This is a genomic window from Pseudomonas sp. SBB6 (assembly GCF_024213215.1).
Lineage (GTDB): Bacteria > Pseudomonadota > Gammaproteobacteria > Pseudomonadales > Pseudomonadaceae > Aquipseudomonas > Aquipseudomonas donghuensis.
Window position 1 is genome coordinate 220,083 of sequence record NZ_JANAVH010000005.1, and the last position, 16,070, is coordinate 236,152.

The following is a 16,070-nucleotide window of genomic DNA, read 5'->3' on the forward strand; positions in this document are numbered from 1 at the left end:
AGTGCTGTCATGAAGATCCGTTCACAAATTGGCATGGTCCTGAACCTGGACAAATGCATTGGTTGCCACACTTGCTCGATCACCTGCAAGAACGTCTGGACCAGCCGCGAAGGCATGGAATACGCCTGGTTCAACAACGTTGAATCCAAGCCCGGGGTCGGCTACCCGAAAGAGTGGGAAAACCAGGACAAGTGGAAGGGCGGCTGGGTGCGCAACGCCAACGGCTCGATCAACCCGCGCATCGGCGGCAAGTTCCGGGTGCTGGCGAACATCTTCGCCAACCCCGACCTGCCGAGCCTGGATGACTACTACGAGCCGTTCGACTTCGACTACCAGCACCTGCACACCGCGCCGCTGGGCGAGCACCAACCGACGGCGCGGCCGCGCTCGGTGGTGTCCGGCAAGCGCATGGAGAAGATCGAGTGGGGCCCGAACTGGGAAGAAATCCTCGGCACCGAGTTCGCCAAGCGGCGCAAGGACAAGAACTTCGACCAGATCCAGGCCGACATCTACGGGGAGTACGAAAACACCTTCATGATGTACCTGCCGCGCCTGTGCGAGCACTGCCTGAACCCGGCGTGCGCGGCGTCCTGCCCGAGCGGGGCGATCTACAAGCGCGAGGAGGACGGCATCGTTCTCATCGACCAGGAAAAATGCCGCGGCTGGCGCATGTGCATCAGCGGCTGCCCATACAAGAAGATCTACTTCAACTGGAAGAGCGGCAAGTCGGAGAAATGCATCTTCTGCTACCCGCGCATCGAAGCGGGCATGCCCACCGTGTGCGCCGAAACCTGCGTCGGCCGCATTCGCTACCTCGGCGTGCTGCTGTATGACGCCGATCGCATCGCGGAAGTGGCGAGCACCGCCAACGAGCACGACCTGTACGAGAAGCAGCTGGAGATCTTCCTCGACCCCAACGACCCGGCGGTGATCCGCCAGGCCCTGGCAGACGGCGTGCCACAGTCGGTGATCGACGCCGCACAACGCTCGCCGGTGTACAAGATGGCCGTCGACTGGAAGCTGGCGCTGCCGCTGCACCCGGAATACCGCACCTTGCCGATGGTCTGGTACGTACCGCCGCTGTCGCCGATCCAGAACGCGGCAGCTGCCGGCACCGTGGGCATGAACGGGGTGATCCCGGATGTCGACAGCCTGCGCATTCCGCTGCGCTACCTGGCCAACCTGCTGACCGCCGGCGACGAAAAACCGGTGAAACGCGCCCTCAAGCGCCTGCTGGCCATGCGCGCCTACAAGCGCGCCGAACAGGTCGAAGGCGTGCAGGACCTCAAGGTGCTCAGCGACGTCGGCTTGAGCGTCAACCAGGTCGAGGAGATGTACCGCTACCTGGCCATCGCCAACTACGAGGACCGCTACGTGGTACCCAGTGCCCACCGCGAAGAAGCCATGAGCGATGCCTTCGCCGAGCGCTCCGGTTGCGGCTTCAGCTTCGGCAGCGGCTGCAGTGGCAGCTCCGACACCAACATGTTCGGGGCGAAGAAGGCCAACCGCCGCGACATCCTCAAAACCGTACAGCTGTGGGAGGACTGAGCATGCGCATCCTTAAAGTGATTTCGCTGCTGCTCGATTACCCGAGCGAAACCCTGGTGGCCGGCCGCGACGAGCTGGAGCAGGCGATCATCCAGGCGCGGGAAATCAGCCCGCGCCAGCGCGGCGCCCTGTTCGAGTTGCTGGAACTGATCTGCAACAACGACCTGATGGATGGCCAGGAGCATTACGGTGCGCTGTTCGGCCGTGGCCGCTCGCTGTCGCTGTTGCTGTTCGAGCATGTGCATGGCGAGTCCCGCGACCGTGGCCAGGCCATGGTCGACATGCTCGCCCAGTATGAAGACGCGGGCTTTGCCATCGGCGTCAAGGAGCTGCCGGACTACATTCCGCTGTACCTGGAATACCTCTCGACCCGCGAAGACCTCGAGGCCCGCGAGGGCCTGGCCGATGTCGCGCACCTGCTGGCGCTGCTTGCCGCACGCCTGGAGGAGCGCGAAAGCGCCTACGCCAGTTGCTTCCGGGCGCTGCTGCAGATTGCCGGCGCCGAGCCGCACCAGGCGGTGGCCGACCTGCGCGAGCAGGTGGCCGCCGAGCAACGCGACGACTCCCTCGAAGCCCTGGACAAGATCTGGGAGGAAGAGGCCGTGGACTTTCTCAAGGCCGAACAGCAGGAGCGTTGCAGCTCAATGCCAAGTGCCCCGGGCAAGGCGCGCGAAGAGAGCGCGGTACCGCTGCACTGGGTCGATTTTCAGCATCAAGGCCAGGCCGGTGCGCCGGCTGCGGAGGTGGGTAATGTCTAAGTGGAACCTGTTGTTGTTCGGGATCTATCCCTACGTGGCGCTGGCCATCTGCTTGCTCGGCAGCTGGGCGCGCTTTGACCTCTCGCAATACAGCTGGAAGGCCGGCTCCAGCCAGATGCTCGACAAGCGCGGCATGCGCGTGGCGAGCAACTTCTTTCACATCGGCGTGCTGTTCGTGCTGGCGGGGCATTTTGTCGGCCTGCTGACCCCGGCGTCGGTCTATCACCATGTGATCAGCACCGAGCACAAGCAACTGCTGGCGATGGTCTCCGGTGGCTTCTTCGGCCTGCTGTGCCTGATCGGCCTGATCATGCTGCTGCACCGGCGGCTGACCGAGCCGCGGGTACGCGCCACTTCCAGCACCTCGGACATTCTCATCCTGCTGGTGTTGCTGGCGCAGCTGGTGCTCGGCCTGCTGACCATCGTTGCCTCCACCGGCCATATGGATGGCTCGGTCATGGTCATGCTCGCCGACTGGGCGCAGAACACCGTGCTGCTGCGGCCGGTGGACGCGGCGGCGGCGATTGCCCCGGTAAGCCTGGTGTACAAGCTGCACGTGCTGCTGGGCCTGACCCTGTTCGTGCTGTTCCCGTTCACCCGCCTGGTGCACATCGTCAGCGCACCGGTGTGGTACCTGGGCCGGCGTTATCAAATCGTGCGGCAGAAAGCCTGAGGAGGTTGCCATGACTAGCGGATGCGGATGTGGTGGCGGTAATGGAGGTGGCGGTGGCTGCGCTTCGTCGACGCCGCCTGTGCCCGAGGCGGGCGAGCAGGCGGTGGCGGTCGAGGTGCCCGCGCAACTGATCGCCAGTAGCGAGCAGGAGTGGCCGGTGATCAGCGTCAATGGCGTCGCCATCGGCCCTGAGGCCTTGGCCCAGGAGCTGCAGTACCACCCGGCGGTCGATCGCGAGGAGGCCATGTACATGGCCGCCCGCGCCCTGGTGATCCGCGAGCTGATGCAGCAGCGGATTGCCGAGTTAGGGCTGGCGGTGCAGGTTGGCGCCGGCGAGAACCAGGAGGAAGCCGCCACGCGCCTGTTGCTGGAAAGCGAAGTGCAGGTGCCGGTCTGTGACGAGGCCACCTGCCTGCGGTATTACGACAGCAACCGCGGGCGCTTTCACAGTGCACCGCTGCTGGCGGTGCGGCACATCCTGCTCGAATGCGCGCCGGACGATGCCGAGGCGCGCAGCCTGGCGCTGGTGCAGGCCGAGATTCTCCATGAGCGCCTGATGCAGTTCCCCGAGCAGTTCGCCGAGCTTGCGCAGAAGTACTCGGCCTGCCCGTCGAAGGCCCAGGGCGGTGAGCTGGGACAGATCAGCAAGGGCCAGACCGTGCCGGAGCTGGAACGCCAACTGTTCACCCTGGCGCCGGGGCTGGCCGTCAAGCCGCTGGAAAGCCGCTATGGCTGGCACCTGGTCAGTGTCGACCAGCGCATCGAAGGCCAGGCCTTGCCGTACGAGGCGGTGGCCACGGCGATCCGCACCCAGTTGCAGCAGGGTGTGTGGCAGAAGGCCCTGGTGCAGTACCTGCAAACCCTGATCGGTGCCGCCGATATTCGCGGCATCCGCTTGCAGGGCGCCGACTCACCGCTGGTGCAATAAGGGGACGGTGATGAGCACTGTGATGCAGGACGGCTTCGGGCGGCAGATCGATTACTTGCGCATGTCGGTGACCGATCGCTGTGATTTTCGCTGTGTGTACTGCATGGCCAAGCACATGACCTTCCTGCCACGCCAGCAGGTGCTGACCCTGGAGGAATTGCAACGCCTGGCCACGCTGTTCGTTGGCCAGGGCGTGCGCAAGATCCGCCTGACCGGTGGCGAGCCGCTGATTCGTCCGGGCATCGTCGAATTGTGCCGTCACATTGCCGCCTTGCCGGGCCTGCGTGAACTGGTGATGACCAGCAACGGCTCGCAACTGCAGCGCCTGGCCCGGCCGCTGGTAGACGCCGGGGTCAAGCGCATGAACATCAGCCTCGACAGCCTGGACGGCGAACGCTTCCGGGCGATTACCCGCAATGGCGATCTCGATCAGGTCCTGCGCGGCATCGAGGCGGCGGGTGATGCCGGCTTCGAGGGCGTCAAGCTCAACTGCGTGGTGATGAAAGGGCGCAACTTCGATGAAGTACTGCCCCTGGTGCAGTACGCCATCGACCAGCGCATCGACATCACCTTCATCGAGGAGATGCCCTTGGGCGAGGTGGGCCGTTCGCGCGGCGAGTCGTTCTGCGCCAGCGACGAGGTACGGGCGCTGATTGCCGGCCGCCATGCCTTGCTCGACAGCGCCGAGCACAGCGGCGGGCCGGCGCGCTACGTGCGTCTGGCTCAGCACCCGGCGACCCGCATCGGTTTTATCTCGCCCAACAGCCACAACTTCTGCGCCAGCTGCAACCGGGTGCGGATGACGGTGGAAGGGCGCTTGTTGCTGTGCCTGGGGCAGGAGGACTCGCTGGATTTACGCGGCTTGTTGCGCCGCTATCCGCTGGATGACCAGCCGATTGTCAGCGCGCTGCAACAGGCGTTGCGGCGCAAGCCGTTGCGCCATGATTTCAACCCGCAGGGGGAGGTACAGATCTTGCGGTTCATGAACATGAGCGGCGGCTAAAACTCTGTGGGAGCGGGCTTGACCCGCGATCGAGTGCGCAGCACTCGCATTTTCAGTGCCTTCTTTGTTGGTGGCTGCACCGGCCTCATCGCGGGTCAAGCCCGCTCCTACAGGATCCCGCCAGTCTTGATATCGATCAATTTCTTCCACCCGCTTTACCCGTAGCCTTCACTGCATATTGTGTCTCTAAGCAAATAAACACCTATATGTAGTTTCTGGAGGGCAAATGCACAGCACGCTGATCAGGGTAGGGCATAACCGGTTGCACAAGCGCGATGGCAGCCTGGTGGCCTTTGACGCGGACAAGATCCGCCAGGCGTTGATCGCCGCCGGCAAGGCCACCGGCGAATACGCCGAAGCCGAGGCGGACGGTTTACTCGATGCCGTGCTCGCCCATCTGGAGGGCTATTCGAAACTGCACGTCGAACAGATCCAGGACCGGGTCGAGCGGGTATTGATGGACGCCGGCCATTTCCTCTCGCTACGCGCCTATATCGTCTACCGCGAGCAGCACGGGCGCCTGCGCCGCGATCGCAAGACCCTGGTCGAGGTGGCCACCTCGATGAACGAGTACCTCAACCGCGAAGACTGGCGGGTGCAGGCCAATGCCAACCAGGGTTATTCCCTCGGCGGCCTGGTACTCAATGTCTCCGGCAAGGTCACTGCCAACTACTGGCTCGACGAGGTCTACAGCGAAGCCATCGGCCGCGCCCACCGCGAGGCCGACCTGCATATCCACGACCTCGACATGCTCGCCGGCTACTGCGCCGGCTGGTCGCTGCGCAGCTTGCTGCACGAGGGCCTCAATGGCGTGCCAGGGCGGGTCGAGGCCGGGCCGCCCAAGCACTTGAGCAGCGCCCTGGGGCAGATGGTCAACTTTCTCGGCACCCTGCAGAACGAGTGGGCCGGGGCCCAGGCCTTCAGCTCGTTCGACACTTACCTGGCGCCCTATGTGCGTAAGGACCAATTGAGCTTTGAAGAGGTGCGCCAGGCCATCCAGGAGTTCATCTACAACCTCAACGTGCCGTCGCGCTGGGGCACGCAAACCCCCTTTACCAACCTGACCTTCGACTGGGTCTGCCCGCAGGACCTGCGCGAACAGATCCCGGTGATCGGCGGTGAGGAAATGCCCTTTGCCTATGGCCAGCTGCAGGCCGAAATGGACCTGCTCAACCGCGCCTACATTGAAGTGATGCAGGCTGGCGACGCCAAGGGCCGGGTGTTCACCTTTCCGATTCCGACCTACAACATCACCCATGACTTCCCCTGGGACAGCGACAACGCCGAGCGCCTGTTCGCCATGACCGCCCGCTATGGCCTGCCGTACTTCCAGAACTTCCTCAACTCGGACATGCAGCCCAACCAGGTGCGCTCGATGTGTTGTCGCCTGCAGCTGGATGTGCGCGAGTTGCTCAAGCGCGGTGGCGGCCTGTTCGGTTCGGCCGAGCAGACCGGCTCGCTCGGCGTGGTGACGATCAACTGCGCGCGCCTGGGCTACCTGTACAAGGGCGACATCAGTGGCCTGCTGCAACGCCTGGACGCGCTGATGGAACTGGCCATGGAGAGCCTTGAGGTCAAGCGCAAGGTCATCCAGCACCATATGGATGCCGGGCTCTATCCGTACACCAAGCGTTACCTGGGCACCTTGCGCAATCACTTCTCAACCATCGGCGTCAACGGCCTGCACGAGATGCTGCGCAACTTCAGCGATGACCAGATGGGCCTGCACACCGCCCAGGGCCGGCGCTTCGCCCTGAACCTGCTGGACCACGTGCGCGCCACCCTGGTGCGTTTCCAGGAAGAAACCGGCCACCTGTACAACCTTGAGGCCACCCCGGCCGAGGGCACCACCTACCGCTTTGCCAAGGAAGACCTCAAGCGCTTCCCCGACATCCTCCAGGCCGGCTGCAGCCAGGCGCCGTACTACACCAACTCCTCGCAGCTGCCGGTGGGCTACACCGACGACCCGTTCGAGGCCCTGGAACTGCAGGACGAGCTGCAATGCAAATACACCGGCGGCACCGTCCTGCACCTGTACATGGCCGAGCGGATCTCCTCGGCCCAGGCCTGCAAGCAACTGGTGCGCAGGGCCCTGGAGCGTTTTCGCCTGCCGTACCTGACGATCACCCCGACCTTCTCGATTTGCCCGGTACACGGCTACCTGGATGGCGAACACGAGTTCTGCCCCAAGTGCGACGAAGCGCTGCTGCTGGCCCAGCAGCAGGGCAGCGTGCACTGACCCCTTACCCTCAACTGCAAGGAGCTTCATCATGACTGCACAGCAAACCCCGGCCGTGGCGCAACGCCAACGGTGCGAAGTCTGGACCCGGGTCATGGGCTATCACCGCCCGGTGTCGGCGTTCAACCCCGGCAAACAGTCCGAGCACCACGAGCGGCTGCACTTCAATGAGGGTGCGGCAACGGCCGGGCATCCATGAATCGAGCGCTACGGGTCGGGGGCATGGTGCCCCTGACCACCCTCGATTACCCCGGCAGGCTGGCCTGTGTGCTGTTCTGCCAGGGCTGCGCCTGGCGCTGTCGTTACTGCCACAACCCGCAACTGATCCCGCCCCGGGGCAGCGATGAACTGCCCTGGGCGCAGGTGCTGGAGTTTTTGCAGCGGCGTCAGGGCCTGCTCGACGCCGTGGTGTTCAGCGGCGGCGAACCGACCCTGCAAGACAGCCTGGCCGAGGCCATGGCCCAAGTGCGGGCCATGGGCTTTGCCATCGGCCTGCACAGTGCCGGGATCAAGCCCGAGGCCTTTGCCCGGGTGCTGCCCGGCGCCGACTGGGTGGGCTTTGACGTCAAGGCGCTGGCCGAGGACGGCCAGGCGGTCACCGGCGTGCGCGGCAGCGGCCAGGCCAACTGGCGCAGCCTCGACTACCTGCTGGCCAGCGGCGTCGACTACGAATGCCGCACCACGGTGCACTGGCACCTGATCGATCCCCCCCGACTCATCACCCTGGCCCGGCGCTTGAACGCGCTCGGGGTCAAACGCTTCGTCGTGCAGTTGGTGCGCACGGCACGCATGCTCGATGCGCAATTGCCCAGTGCTTCGGCACAAAGCTTGCTGCCTGAGCTGTGGGGCACCCTCCACGCGCTGTTTCCCGCGTTCGAAGTACGCGACTAGTAAGGCTTTGAAATGACCAGATTGACCACAGCACAACGTATCCTCATCGGCTTTGCCATCGCGCCCCTGGCGCTCCTGGGCCTGGCCTTCTATGCACTGCACGACCTGGCCACGCTCAAGGAGCAGGCGGTGGTGATCGTCAAACAGGACTGGCCGAAGATCGAGCCGATCATGGTCATCGCCACCGGTGTGCGCGACAACGCGCGCAACACCCGCGACCTGTTGCTGGACAAGGACAACCTGCAAGTACAGCAGGCCATCGACACCACCAAGCAGCGCATCACCCAGGCCCTGGCGACGCTCGAACCGTTGTTCTACCTGCCCGAAGGCAAGGCCGCCTATGCCGCCTTGAAAGCCAGCCGCGAAGCCTATGTCGCGGCGTTCACCCAGGTGCAGACGCTGATTCGCCAGGGCGACGCGCAGGCGGCCATGGCCCAGCTCAAGCAGCAGGTGGTGCCCGCCGAGCATGAGGTCTACAAGAACCTGGAAAGCCTGATGGCCCTGCAGGGGCAGATCTTCGTCGAGCGCGAACAGGCCGCCCAGTCCCTGTACAACGATGCCCGGCTGAACATGCTCGGGCTGTTCGTGCTGTGCCTGCTGGCGGTGATTGCCGCCGCGTTGCTGGTGACCCGCAGCGTTACCCGGCCACTGGGCGGCGAGCCGGATGCCGCCGCGCGGGTGCTCAGCCAGATCGCCCAGGGCGACCTGACCATCGAGGTGCCGACCCACGTCAGCGCCGACGGCAGCGTGATGCTCAACATGCACCACATGCAGCAGAGCCTGAACGGCATGGTCAAGCACATCGCCGCCTCGGTGGAGCGGGTGGCCAGCTCCTCCGAAGAGCTCAGCGCGGTCAGCAGCCAGACCAGCAGCAGCCTGCAGTTGCAGGGCCTGGAAATCGAACAGGCGGCTGCGGCGGTCAACGAGATGACCGCCGCAGTGGACGAGGTGGCGCGCAACGCGGTGAGCACCAGCGAAGCCTCGAAAGTATCCGAGCAAACCGCCCAGCGTGGCCGTGAGCAGGTGCGCGAGACGGTCGCCTCGATCACCGCGCTGGCCGACGGCGTCAACGATACCTCCGGGCGCATCCAGCAACTGGCCGGGCGCGTGCAGGACATCAGCACGGTGCTGGATGTGATCCGCAGCATCGCCGAACAGACCAACCTGCTGGCGCTCAACGCCGCCATCGAAGCAGCCCGCGCCGGCGATGCCGGGCGCGGTTTTGCCGTGGTCGCCGACGAGGTGCGGGCCCTGGCCCATCGCACCCAGGTCTCGACCCAGGAGATCGAGCAGATGATCGGCAATATTCGTCAGGACACCGGCCAGGCGGTGACCGCCATGCTCAGCAGCAGCGAGTTGGTACACAGCACCCTGGAGGTGGCGCAGCGTGCCGGTGAAGCGCTGGAGGCGATCACCCAGTCGATCTCGCAGATCAACGAGCGCAACATGATGATCGCCAGCGCCACCGAAGAGCAGGCCCTGGTGGCCCGCGAGGTGGACCGCAACCTGGTGGGCATTCGCAACCTGTCCGAACAGGTGCTGCTCGGTGCGCAACACACCGACACCGCCGGCCATGACCTGGCGCAGATGGCCGGCAGCCTGAGCCAGACCGTGGCGCGCTTCAAGGTCTAGCTCCAGCCCCAGAACTGCAACCACCAGCCATGGCCCACGGCGGCGATGGCCAACAGCAGGCAAGCGCTGGCGCCGCAACGGCGCCAGCCACGGATGTGTTGCGCTGCCAGCAGCTTGCTCGCCAACAGCAGGCTCCAGCCCAAGGCTGCGATCAACAACGTGGCCCTGGCCGGCTGTACCCACTCCAGCAGCAAGCCCTCAAAGCGCAGCAACTTCACCGTGGTGGCCGACAAGCCAAGGAACAGCCCCGCACCACCCAGGGGCGTCAGGCACAGGCTCAGGGGCCAATACAGGGCAGGATTGCCCGCCAGCCGCGCGGCCAGGCGCAGCAGGATCAGCAGCCCGCCGCCGAGCAGCAGGGCACTGGCACACAGGTACACGACGATGCTGAAACCGTCGAGCCAGCTGAAACTGTCGTTGAGTTGCGGGTAATGGGTCAGCAGCCACCAGGGCGCGTTGTCCTGTAGCGGCCAGAGCAGCTCATGCTCCACCAGCCAGTTGGCCAGCCATTGTTTGAGGGTGATGAACCAGGGGCTGACTGTCCATTGGAAGGCGCCCATGGCCAGGCCGATCACCCCGAACAGCAGCAAGCGGGTGTCCCAGGGTGAGGGGGTGTGGGTGGCCGATTCAAGGATCTCCTGGTTGCTGGAACGGGCGATCAGTTGCACCGCGCCGCGTTGCCCGCTGCAACGGCCACAGGCATGGCAATCACGGGCGCCGCGCATCCGCCGGATGTCCAGCAACGGGGCGCAGTTGGGCGGTGGCAGGCGTGGCCCGGCGTTGGCTTGCCAGCGCTGTTCATCGACCTGAAAGTGCACCGGCGCCAGCCGCGCCAACAGGGCGAAGACGCCGCTGACCGGGCACAGGTAGCGGCACCAGATGCGTTTGCCACGCACGAACAGCAAGCCGACCAGCACCGCTGCCAGGGTCGAGCCACCGAGAATCAACAGCGCCGCCTGGGCGTAGTCATAGACGCTGATCAATTGACCGTAGAGGGTGGTCAGGCAGAACGCCAGGGTGGGCCAGCCGCCCCAGCGCACCCAGCGCGGTACGCCCATGCCCTTGCCATACTGGCTGGCCCATTCGCTGAGCGCGCCTTCCGGGCAGAGCACGCCGCACCAGAGCCTGCCAAACAGCACGATCGACAGCAGCACGAATGGCCACCAGATACCCCAGAACAGGAACTGGGCGAACAGCGTCAGGTTGTCCAGCATCCGCGCCTGGCTATCCGGTAAGGGCAGCAGCGCCGGCAGCACCAGCAGCAGGGCATAGAACAGCACTACCGTCCATTGCAGCGTACGAATCACCCCGGCGTTGCGCCGCATGCCCTCGCCCAGGCGCTGCAGCCAGCGGTTGCCCAGGCTCAGGCCGGACATGCTTGGGCGCCTGTTCTGCGTTGCAGCAGCCAGCAGCCGACACTCAGCCAATAGCCGCAGAGCACCAGCAGGGTGAGGGCGCTGGGGCTGGCCCGGTAGCCGGCTACACCTGCGAGAAAACCGCCGACACCCTGGCTGTCGCTGAGCCACAGGCTGCTGTCCCAGAGCGCATCACCGACCAGGGTATTGGCCATTTCCGGCAGGTCCATGGCCAGTAACTGGCCGCTGATGCGTTCGCTGGCACTGACCAGCAAGGCAGCGGCGAGCAACAACAGAACGCCCTCGCTGAGGGCAAAGAAGCGTTGCCAGGACATCCATCGGCGGCTGCCCTGCAACAGGGCGATGGTCAGGCCCGAGAGCACCAGCCCGGCAACGCCGCCAATAGCAAACAGGCCCAGTTGCGGCCCTTGCAGGCGGGCGCCGGCGCCATACAGAAAGACCACGGTTTCGCTGCCTTCGCGGCTGACCGCAAGCATTGCCAGCAGCAACAGGCCGAGGCCGCCCTGACGCGTCAGTTGCCGGTCGGCCTGGCGCTGCAACTGGCCCTTGAGCGTACGCCCATGGCGATGCATCCAGCCGACCATCTGCACCATCAGCAGGCTCGCGACCAGCGCCAGGCCAGCCTGGAACCATTCGTTGGCGGCGCCGCTCATGGTCTCGCCGGCGTACAGGATCAGCACCGCCAGCAGGCCCGAGAGCAGCACGCCCAGGGCCACGCCCACCCAGAGAAAATTGAACAGGCGCCGGGCGCCTTGTTGCTGGCCGGCCCAGGCCTGGAGAATGCCGATCACCAGCAAGGCCTCGACGCTTTCGCGCCAGACGATGAACAGTGCTTGATTCATGAAGCCTCCTGCACGCGGGTTATTTGGCCAGGATGCCGCCTTCGGGCAACTGCGGATTGAACTCGTCGAAAAACGGATAGTGGCCGGGGCGCAGCGGGTGGATGACGACAAAGCTGGTCACCCCGGGCGACAGTACTTTCTCGACCCGCAGCGGCGTGCTTTCGAATTCCGCCGGGCCTTCGCCGAGGTTCTTCAGGACGATCTTGAAACGCTGCCCGGCCGGCACTTCGAGCAGGGCGGGGGTGAAGTGGCCGTCGCGCAGGATCAGCTCGAAGCTCGGCAACGGCACGGCGCTCAGCGGCAAGGCCGCACAGGCGAGCAACAGGGCCAGGGCTTTCATTCAGTAACCGCCTTTCTTGCCGATCCCGGCATAGACGAACTCGTAGTGCAGTTCACAGCGTTCGAACCACGGCTCGACCCCGGTTTCCTTGTCGGTATGGCGGCCCAATGCACCATGGCCAGCCGGTGGCAGCAGGGTGAAGGTCAGCCGGTACTTGCCCGGGCCCTGCAGTTTGACGTTGTCGCCATAGTGCGGCCCGTCGTTGGCGACCATGGCGTGGAAATCGCCGCGGATGGGCGTGTCGCTGCCTTGCTTTTGCAGGCTGAAGGCGACGTTCAGGTAGGGCACGAAACTGCCTTCCTGAAAGCCCTGGCGGTTGTTTTCGGTGGCCCGCACATCGGCTTCCAGATGGATGTCGGAATCGGCGGTGGCGCGCATCATCCCGGCCGGGGCCATTTCGATCGGCTGCAGGTACACCGCACCGACCTCCAGGCCCGGGCACAATTGCGGCTCGCCAATGGGGTATTCCTTGGCGTGGGCAAGCGGGGCGATCAGGAGCAAGGCAAGAGGGAGCGAAAGGGCGCTACGCATGATGACGTCCAGGGCTGAGCAATGGGAGCCCGAGTCTAGGAAGCTTCTGTGCGAACAATAATGATTATTATCAATTTTACGGGGTATCGGTCAGCGTCCTTGATCTGCATCAAGGGCAATGCCTGACCCGCGCAGTAGCGTGGAAGCTCGCCCATTTCCTGCCTGAGGCATTTCATGGCCAAGCCCTTTCCCATCAGCCCCAAGCACCCCGAGCGCATCTGCTGGGGTTGCGATCGCTACTGCGCCGCCAACGCCCTGGCCTGCGGCAACGGCGCCGACCGCACCATGCATCCGCTGGAGATGTTCGGTGAGGACTGGAACGAGCAAGGTGATTACGGGCTGGCGTTGCCGGAGCAGCAGGGCCCCGCTCAGGATCAGGGAGCCACATAGTTGCACTGTTGTTCAGTCAAAACAGCTGCTGACGCTTGTCCAGTTGCTGGTCAACCAGCCATTTGCCATGGGCCAGTGATGCATGCTGGGCGTTTTCAAGGTCGGCCAGGTAGGCCATCTTCACCGGCAGCGCCAGGCGCCGGCTGGTGTGGCCCTCGGGATCGGTAATCAGGCATCCGGCGTTGTAGGGCGTGGGGATGCCCGGGTGGGTTTCGACGCTGGCGGTGATGGTGTGGTTGCGATGCACGCATTGAAGGGTTTTCATCGTCCTTACCTCGCTGCTGTGGTATCGAAAGCGCACCAGTCAGGGTGCTTTTTCGGGTATACCACAGCAGCCGTGCGGCTGGATCCGGGCCGACGAACGTGACCGTCAGCGGAACGCCGGCACCACTTCGTTGATGAACAGTTCCAGGGACTTTTTCTTTTCGGCATGGGGCAGGCTGTTGTCGCACCAGAAGCTGAACTCGTCGACCCCCAGCTCCTGGTAGTAGCGGATGCGCGCGATGATTTCTACCGGGGTGCCGATCATGGTGTTCTTGCGGATGTTGTCCAGTTCGAACTCCGGACGATCCTTGAATTTCTCTTCCGGGCTTGGTGCCAGGAAGCCGTTGTTGGGTACCTGCTTGTTGCCGAACCAGGCATCGAAGGTCCGGTAGAAACGCGAGATGGCCTGGGCGCCGACTTTCCAGCCGTCGGCGTCATCCGCGGCATGCACGTGGGGGTGGCGTAGCACCATCAATTGCGGGCGCGGTACCTCGGGGTTGTTGGCCAGGGCCGCCTCGAACTTGTTCGTAAGGTCCAGGACTTCTTCATCGCCTTTCATCAATGGCGTGACCATGACGTTGCAGCCGTGCTTGACCGCGAAGTTGTGCGAGTCTGGATCGCGCGCGACGATCAAGCTGCGGGTGGTGCTGGCCAGTGTGATTCTGCTGGGCTGCAGGTGACGTGCCCGTTGTATTACTATCTGGCGACGCGGGGGCGGGGTCAGTTGGTACAGATCCAGTGTAGGAGCGGGCTAGACCCGCGATGAGGCCGGTGTAGCCAGCACATCAGGAGTTGCCTAGATTACAACCTCTGTGGGAGCTGGCCTTGCCAGCGATGAGGCCGGTACAGCCAGCACATCCGTGTTGCCTGGATTACGACCGCTGCGCGCTCGATCGCGGGCAAGTCCCGCTCCCACAAGTCCGGCGTACACAGATCCACTGTGGGAGCTGGCTTGCCAGCGATGCGGCCGGTACAACCAGCACATCAGGTGGCGTCTGGATTACGACCGCTGCGCGCTCGATCGCTGGCAAAGCCAGCTCCCACAAGTCCGGCGTACACAGATCCATTGTAGGAGCGGGCTTGACCCGCGATGAGGCCGGTACAGCCTACTGCCTGGATTACGACCGCTGCGCGCTCGATCGCGGGGCAAGGCCCGCTCTGCAGGGTCGGTGCTGTTCTCTGGATGGATACAAGACCTGTGGGAGCCAGTATCGAAAGGCCTTGATCAGAACTCGGTCGGCTGAATGATCTCGACCCAGTAATCATCCGGGTCCTTGATAAATGCCAGGTGCTTCATGCGGCCGTCGCTCAGGCGCTTCTGGAAGGCGACGCCCAGTTGCTCGAAACGCTCGCACGCTGCACGGATATCCGGCACCGAGATGCAGATATGGCCGAAACCGCGCGGGTCGGTGTTGCCGTTGTGGTAGGCAAAGTCGGCATCGTTCTCGGTGCCGTGGTTGTGGGTCAGCTCGAGGATGCCAGGGATCGATTTCATCCACTCGGTGCGCTTGGCAGCATCCGCCGGAATCTGCGCCTTGTCGACCAGGGCGAGGAAGTACAGGCTGAACTCAGCTTGCGGGAAGTCGCGCTTCTCCACCAGGCTGAAGCCCAGGACGCGGGTGTAGAAGTCCAGGGACTTGGCAACGTCCTTGACCCGCAGCATGGTGTGGTTGAAAACGAAGTTGTGGGTCGCGGCATCCGGTTGCGCGGTGACACCGGGGAGGGTGTCGAGATGGTTCAGGCTCATGGGCTCTCCACATTTGAGACTGGCAACAGCGCTGCCAGCAAAACAGTCAGGGCGTCATGATACGGAACTGAAGCGATTGCGCAAACGATTTGCGCCCCGCCTTTGTGGGGCGGGGCGCAAGAATTAGAAGCCCGCCGAGGCGGGCGTATGGGGCGCTAGTCCGTTAGCAGCCTTCATCCTGATCCAGTCGATGTGAAAAATGTGTGAAGGTGTTTTTTACTTGCGCAACCAGCTGTCGACTGTCTTGGCACCGTACTGTTCCTTCCAGGCTTTCAGCCCGCGGTGGTTGCCGCCTTTGGTCTCGATCAGCTCACCGGTGTGCGGGTTTTCATAGACCTTTACCACCCGTGCGCGGCGCTGTTTGGGCGCACTGACCGAGCCTTTATGGGCGGCTTTGGGGTCGAGGATGGCAATAATATCGCGCAGGCCCTTGTCGTAGTGTTTCATCAGGTCGACAAGTTTTTTCTCGAACTCGATTTCACGCTTGAGGCCGGCGTCCTTTTTCAGCGCCTCCAATTGCGCCATTTGTTCCTGAAGGGCCTTTTCGGCTGCGCGGAACTCTGCAAGTCTGGACACTGTCATCACTCCTTTAAGTCTGCAGTGGCCCGGCATGCGTGAAGATCAGCAATATTCTGTATAACGCAGCCGCCACCGGGTTGGGCACAACATCGCACTAATTAAGAGTGTAGTAGTCGGTGCGCAGCGGGTAAACATTAAACTTTTATATTGCCGCTTATGGAACTTTCTTAATTACGCCTGCTCCCGGCGCAAAGAACTAGTGGGTGCTGGGAATGGTGCCTTAGACCATGGTCCAATGGCCCGTTCCAGAGCGGTTACGAGATGATGAACGGTCAACGTCGACTGTCGTCGACGCTGGGAGCATTGTCGGCGCCGGGACCTGCGCCGGC

17 protein-coding genes and 1 pseudogene are annotated in these 16,070 nt (G+C 63.8%); 10 read left to right on the forward strand and 8 right to left on the reverse strand.

Going from position 1 to position 16,070, the window contains the following annotated elements; all coding sequences use genetic code 11:
* Positions 1-9: 9 nt before the first annotated feature.
* From narH to NLX68_RS12565, 9 genes are all read left to right on the forward strand, one after another.
* Positions 10-1,548 carry a nitrate reductase subunit beta gene (gene narH, locus NLX68_RS12525; RefSeq protein ID WP_254284246.1) on the forward strand — a complete coding sequence of 513 codons (1,539 nt, stop codon included), beginning with the start codon at positions 10-12 and terminating at the stop codon, positions 1,546-1,548.
* A gap of 2 nt (positions 1,549-1,550) precedes the next feature.
* Entirely contained in the window at positions 1,551-2,306 is a 756-nt protein-coding gene (gene narJ, locus NLX68_RS12530; RefSeq protein ID WP_254284247.1) for a nitrate reductase molybdenum cofactor assembly chaperone, read from the forward strand.
* The gene (gene narI, locus NLX68_RS12535) at positions 2,299-2,979 is read left to right on the forward strand and encodes a respiratory nitrate reductase subunit gamma (protein WP_100782690.1); all 681 of its coding nucleotides are present in this window, start codon (positions 2,299-2,301) and stop codon (positions 2,977-2,979) included. Before narJ ends, narI begins: the two co-directional genes overlap by 8 nt.
* A gap of 10 nt (positions 2,980-2,989) precedes the next feature.
* Complete coding sequence (locus tag NLX68_RS12540; protein ID WP_254284248.1) at positions 2,990-3,907, forward strand: peptidylprolyl isomerase; 918 nt, start codon at positions 2,990-2,992, stop codon at positions 3,905-3,907.
* 10 nt (positions 3,908-3,917) lie between these two features.
* Positions 3,918-4,910 (forward strand): GTP 3',8-cyclase MoaA, encoded by a 993-nt coding sequence (moaA, locus tag NLX68_RS12545; protein ID WP_254284249.1) that lies wholly within the window; start codon positions 3,918-3,920, stop codon positions 4,908-4,910.
* Between the two features lie 226 nt (positions 4,911-5,136).
* On the forward strand, positions 5,137-7,149 hold the full coding sequence (locus tag NLX68_RS12550; protein WP_010221952.1) for a ribonucleoside triphosphate reductase: 2,013 nt from the start codon (positions 5,137-5,139) through the stop codon (positions 7,147-7,149).
* Positions 7,150-7,180: 31 nt separating this feature from the next.
* Entirely contained in the window at positions 7,181-7,348 is a 168-nt protein-coding gene (gene nrdD, locus NLX68_RS12555; RefSeq protein WP_010221953.1) for an anaerobic ribonucleoside-triphosphate reductase, read from the forward strand.
* Complete coding sequence (locus NLX68_RS12560) at positions 7,345-8,040, forward strand: anaerobic ribonucleoside-triphosphate reductase activating protein (protein WP_254284250.1); 696 nt, start codon at positions 7,345-7,347, stop codon at positions 8,038-8,040. The genes nrdD and NLX68_RS12560 overlap by 4 nt, the downstream gene beginning before the upstream one ends.
* 12 nt (positions 8,041-8,052) lie before the next feature.
* On the forward strand, positions 8,053-9,672 hold the full coding sequence (locus NLX68_RS12565) for a methyl-accepting chemotaxis protein (protein ID WP_254284251.1): 1,620 nt from the start codon (positions 8,053-8,055) through the stop codon (positions 9,670-9,672).
* On the opposite strand, the gene NLX68_RS12570 is transcribed toward NLX68_RS12565, so the two are convergent.
* The 4 genes from NLX68_RS12570 to NLX68_RS12585 are packed head-to-tail and all read right to left on the reverse strand — an operon-like array spanning position 9,669 to position 12,761.
* Positions 9,669-11,048, reverse strand: coding sequence for a 4Fe-4S binding protein (locus NLX68_RS12570; protein WP_254284252.1), 1,380 nt, complete (start codon positions 11,046-11,048; stop codon positions 9,669-9,671). The two genes, NLX68_RS12565 and NLX68_RS12570, sit on opposite strands and share 4 nt — an antisense overlap.
* Positions 11,036-11,890 (reverse strand): FTR1 family protein, encoded by an 855-nt coding sequence (locus NLX68_RS12575; RefSeq protein ID WP_254284253.1) that lies wholly within the window; start codon positions 11,888-11,890, stop codon positions 11,036-11,038. The genes NLX68_RS12570 and NLX68_RS12575 overlap by 13 nt, the downstream gene beginning before the upstream one ends.
* Before the next feature lie 19 nt (positions 11,891-11,909).
* Positions 11,910-12,230, reverse strand: coding sequence for a cupredoxin domain-containing protein (locus tag NLX68_RS12580; protein WP_254284254.1), 321 nt, complete (start codon positions 12,228-12,230; stop codon positions 11,910-11,912).
* On the reverse strand, positions 12,231-12,761 hold the full coding sequence (locus NLX68_RS12585; RefSeq protein WP_010221959.1) for an iron transporter: 531 nt from the start codon (positions 12,759-12,761) through the stop codon (positions 12,231-12,233).
* 174 nt (positions 12,762-12,935) lie between these two features.
* On the opposite strand from NLX68_RS12585, the gene NLX68_RS12590 reads away from it, so the two are divergent.
* Positions 12,936-13,151: a DUF3079 domain-containing protein gene (locus NLX68_RS12590; RefSeq protein ID WP_254284255.1), complete on the forward strand. Its 216-nt coding sequence runs from the start codon at positions 12,936-12,938 to the stop codon at positions 13,149-13,151.
* Between the two features lie 16 nt (positions 13,152-13,167).
* On the opposite strand, the gene NLX68_RS12595 is transcribed toward NLX68_RS12590, so the two are convergent.
* From NLX68_RS12595 to NLX68_RS12610, 4 genes and pseudogenes are all read right to left on the reverse strand, one after another.
* The gene (locus NLX68_RS12595) at positions 13,168-13,416 is read right to left on the reverse strand and encodes a hypothetical protein (RefSeq protein ID WP_254284256.1); all 249 of its coding nucleotides are present in this window, start codon (positions 13,414-13,416) and stop codon (positions 13,168-13,170) included.
* Between the two features lie 105 nt (positions 13,417-13,521).
* Positions 13,522-14,040 (reverse strand): annotated as a pseudogene (locus NLX68_RS12600) (LLM class flavin-dependent oxidoreductase); the annotation flags it as partial.
* A gap of 600 nt (positions 14,041-14,640) precedes the next feature.
* Complete coding sequence (gene gloA / locus NLX68_RS12605) at positions 14,641-15,162, reverse strand: lactoylglutathione lyase (protein WP_010221965.1); 522 nt, start codon at positions 15,160-15,162, stop codon at positions 14,641-14,643.
* A 216-nt stretch (positions 15,163-15,378) separates the two neighbouring features.
* Complete coding sequence (locus tag NLX68_RS12610; RefSeq protein WP_036995862.1) at positions 15,379-15,738, reverse strand: histone-like nucleoid-structuring protein, MvaT/MvaU family; 360 nt, start codon at positions 15,736-15,738, stop codon at positions 15,379-15,381.
* Positions 15,739-16,070: the final 332 nt, after the last annotated feature.

What these genes read in the sequence shown, in the direction of transcription:
- narH (WP_254284246.1), top strand. Translation starts at nt 10, where the DNA reads ATGAAGATCCGTTCACAAATTGGCATGGTCCTGAACCTGGACAAATGC.
- narJ (WP_254284247.1), top strand. Translation starts at nt 1,551, where the DNA reads ATGCGCATCCTTAAAGTGATTTCGCTGCTGCTCGATTACCCGAGCGAA.
- narI (WP_100782690.1), top strand. Translation starts at nt 2,299, where the DNA reads ATGTCTAAGTGGAACCTGTTGTTGTTCGGGATCTATCCCTACGTGGCG.
- NLX68_RS12540 (WP_254284248.1), top strand. Translation starts at nt 2,990, where the DNA reads ATGACTAGCGGATGCGGATGTGGTGGCGGTAATGGAGGTGGCGGTGGC.
- moaA (WP_254284249.1), top strand. Translation starts at nt 3,918, where the DNA reads ATGAGCACTGTGATGCAGGACGGCTTCGGGCGGCAGATCGATTACTTG.
- NLX68_RS12550 (WP_010221952.1), top strand. Translation starts at nt 5,137, where the DNA reads ATGCACAGCACGCTGATCAGGGTAGGGCATAACCGGTTGCACAAGCGC.
- nrdD (WP_010221953.1), top strand. Translation starts at nt 7,181, where the DNA reads ATGACTGCACAGCAAACCCCGGCCGTGGCGCAACGCCAACGGTGCGAA.
- NLX68_RS12560 (WP_254284250.1), top strand. Translation starts at nt 7,345, where the DNA reads ATGAATCGAGCGCTACGGGTCGGGGGCATGGTGCCCCTGACCACCCTC.
- NLX68_RS12565 (WP_254284251.1), top strand. Translation starts at nt 8,053, where the DNA reads ATGACCAGATTGACCACAGCACAACGTATCCTCATCGGCTTTGCCATC.
- NLX68_RS12570 (WP_254284252.1), bottom strand. Translation starts at nt 11,048, where the DNA reads ATGTCCGGCCTGAGCCTGGGCAACCGCTGGCTGCAGCGCCTGGGCGAG.
- NLX68_RS12575 (WP_254284253.1), bottom strand. Translation starts at nt 11,890, where the DNA reads ATGAATCAAGCACTGTTCATCGTCTGGCGCGAAAGCGTCGAGGCCTTG.
- NLX68_RS12580 (WP_254284254.1), bottom strand. Translation starts at nt 12,230, where the DNA reads ATGAAAGCCCTGGCCCTGTTGCTCGCCTGTGCGGCCTTGCCGCTGAGC.
- NLX68_RS12585 (WP_010221959.1), bottom strand. Translation starts at nt 12,761, where the DNA reads ATGCGTAGCGCCCTTTCGCTCCCTCTTGCCTTGCTCCTGATCGCCCCG.
- NLX68_RS12590 (WP_254284255.1), top strand. Translation starts at nt 12,936, where the DNA reads ATGGCCAAGCCCTTTCCCATCAGCCCCAAGCACCCCGAGCGCATCTGC.
- NLX68_RS12595 (WP_254284256.1), bottom strand. Translation starts at nt 13,416, where the DNA reads ATGAAAACCCTTCAATGCGTGCATCGCAACCACACCATCACCGCCAGC.
- gloA (WP_010221965.1), bottom strand. Translation starts at nt 15,162, where the DNA reads ATGAGCCTGAACCATCTCGACACCCTCCCCGGTGTCACCGCGCAACCG.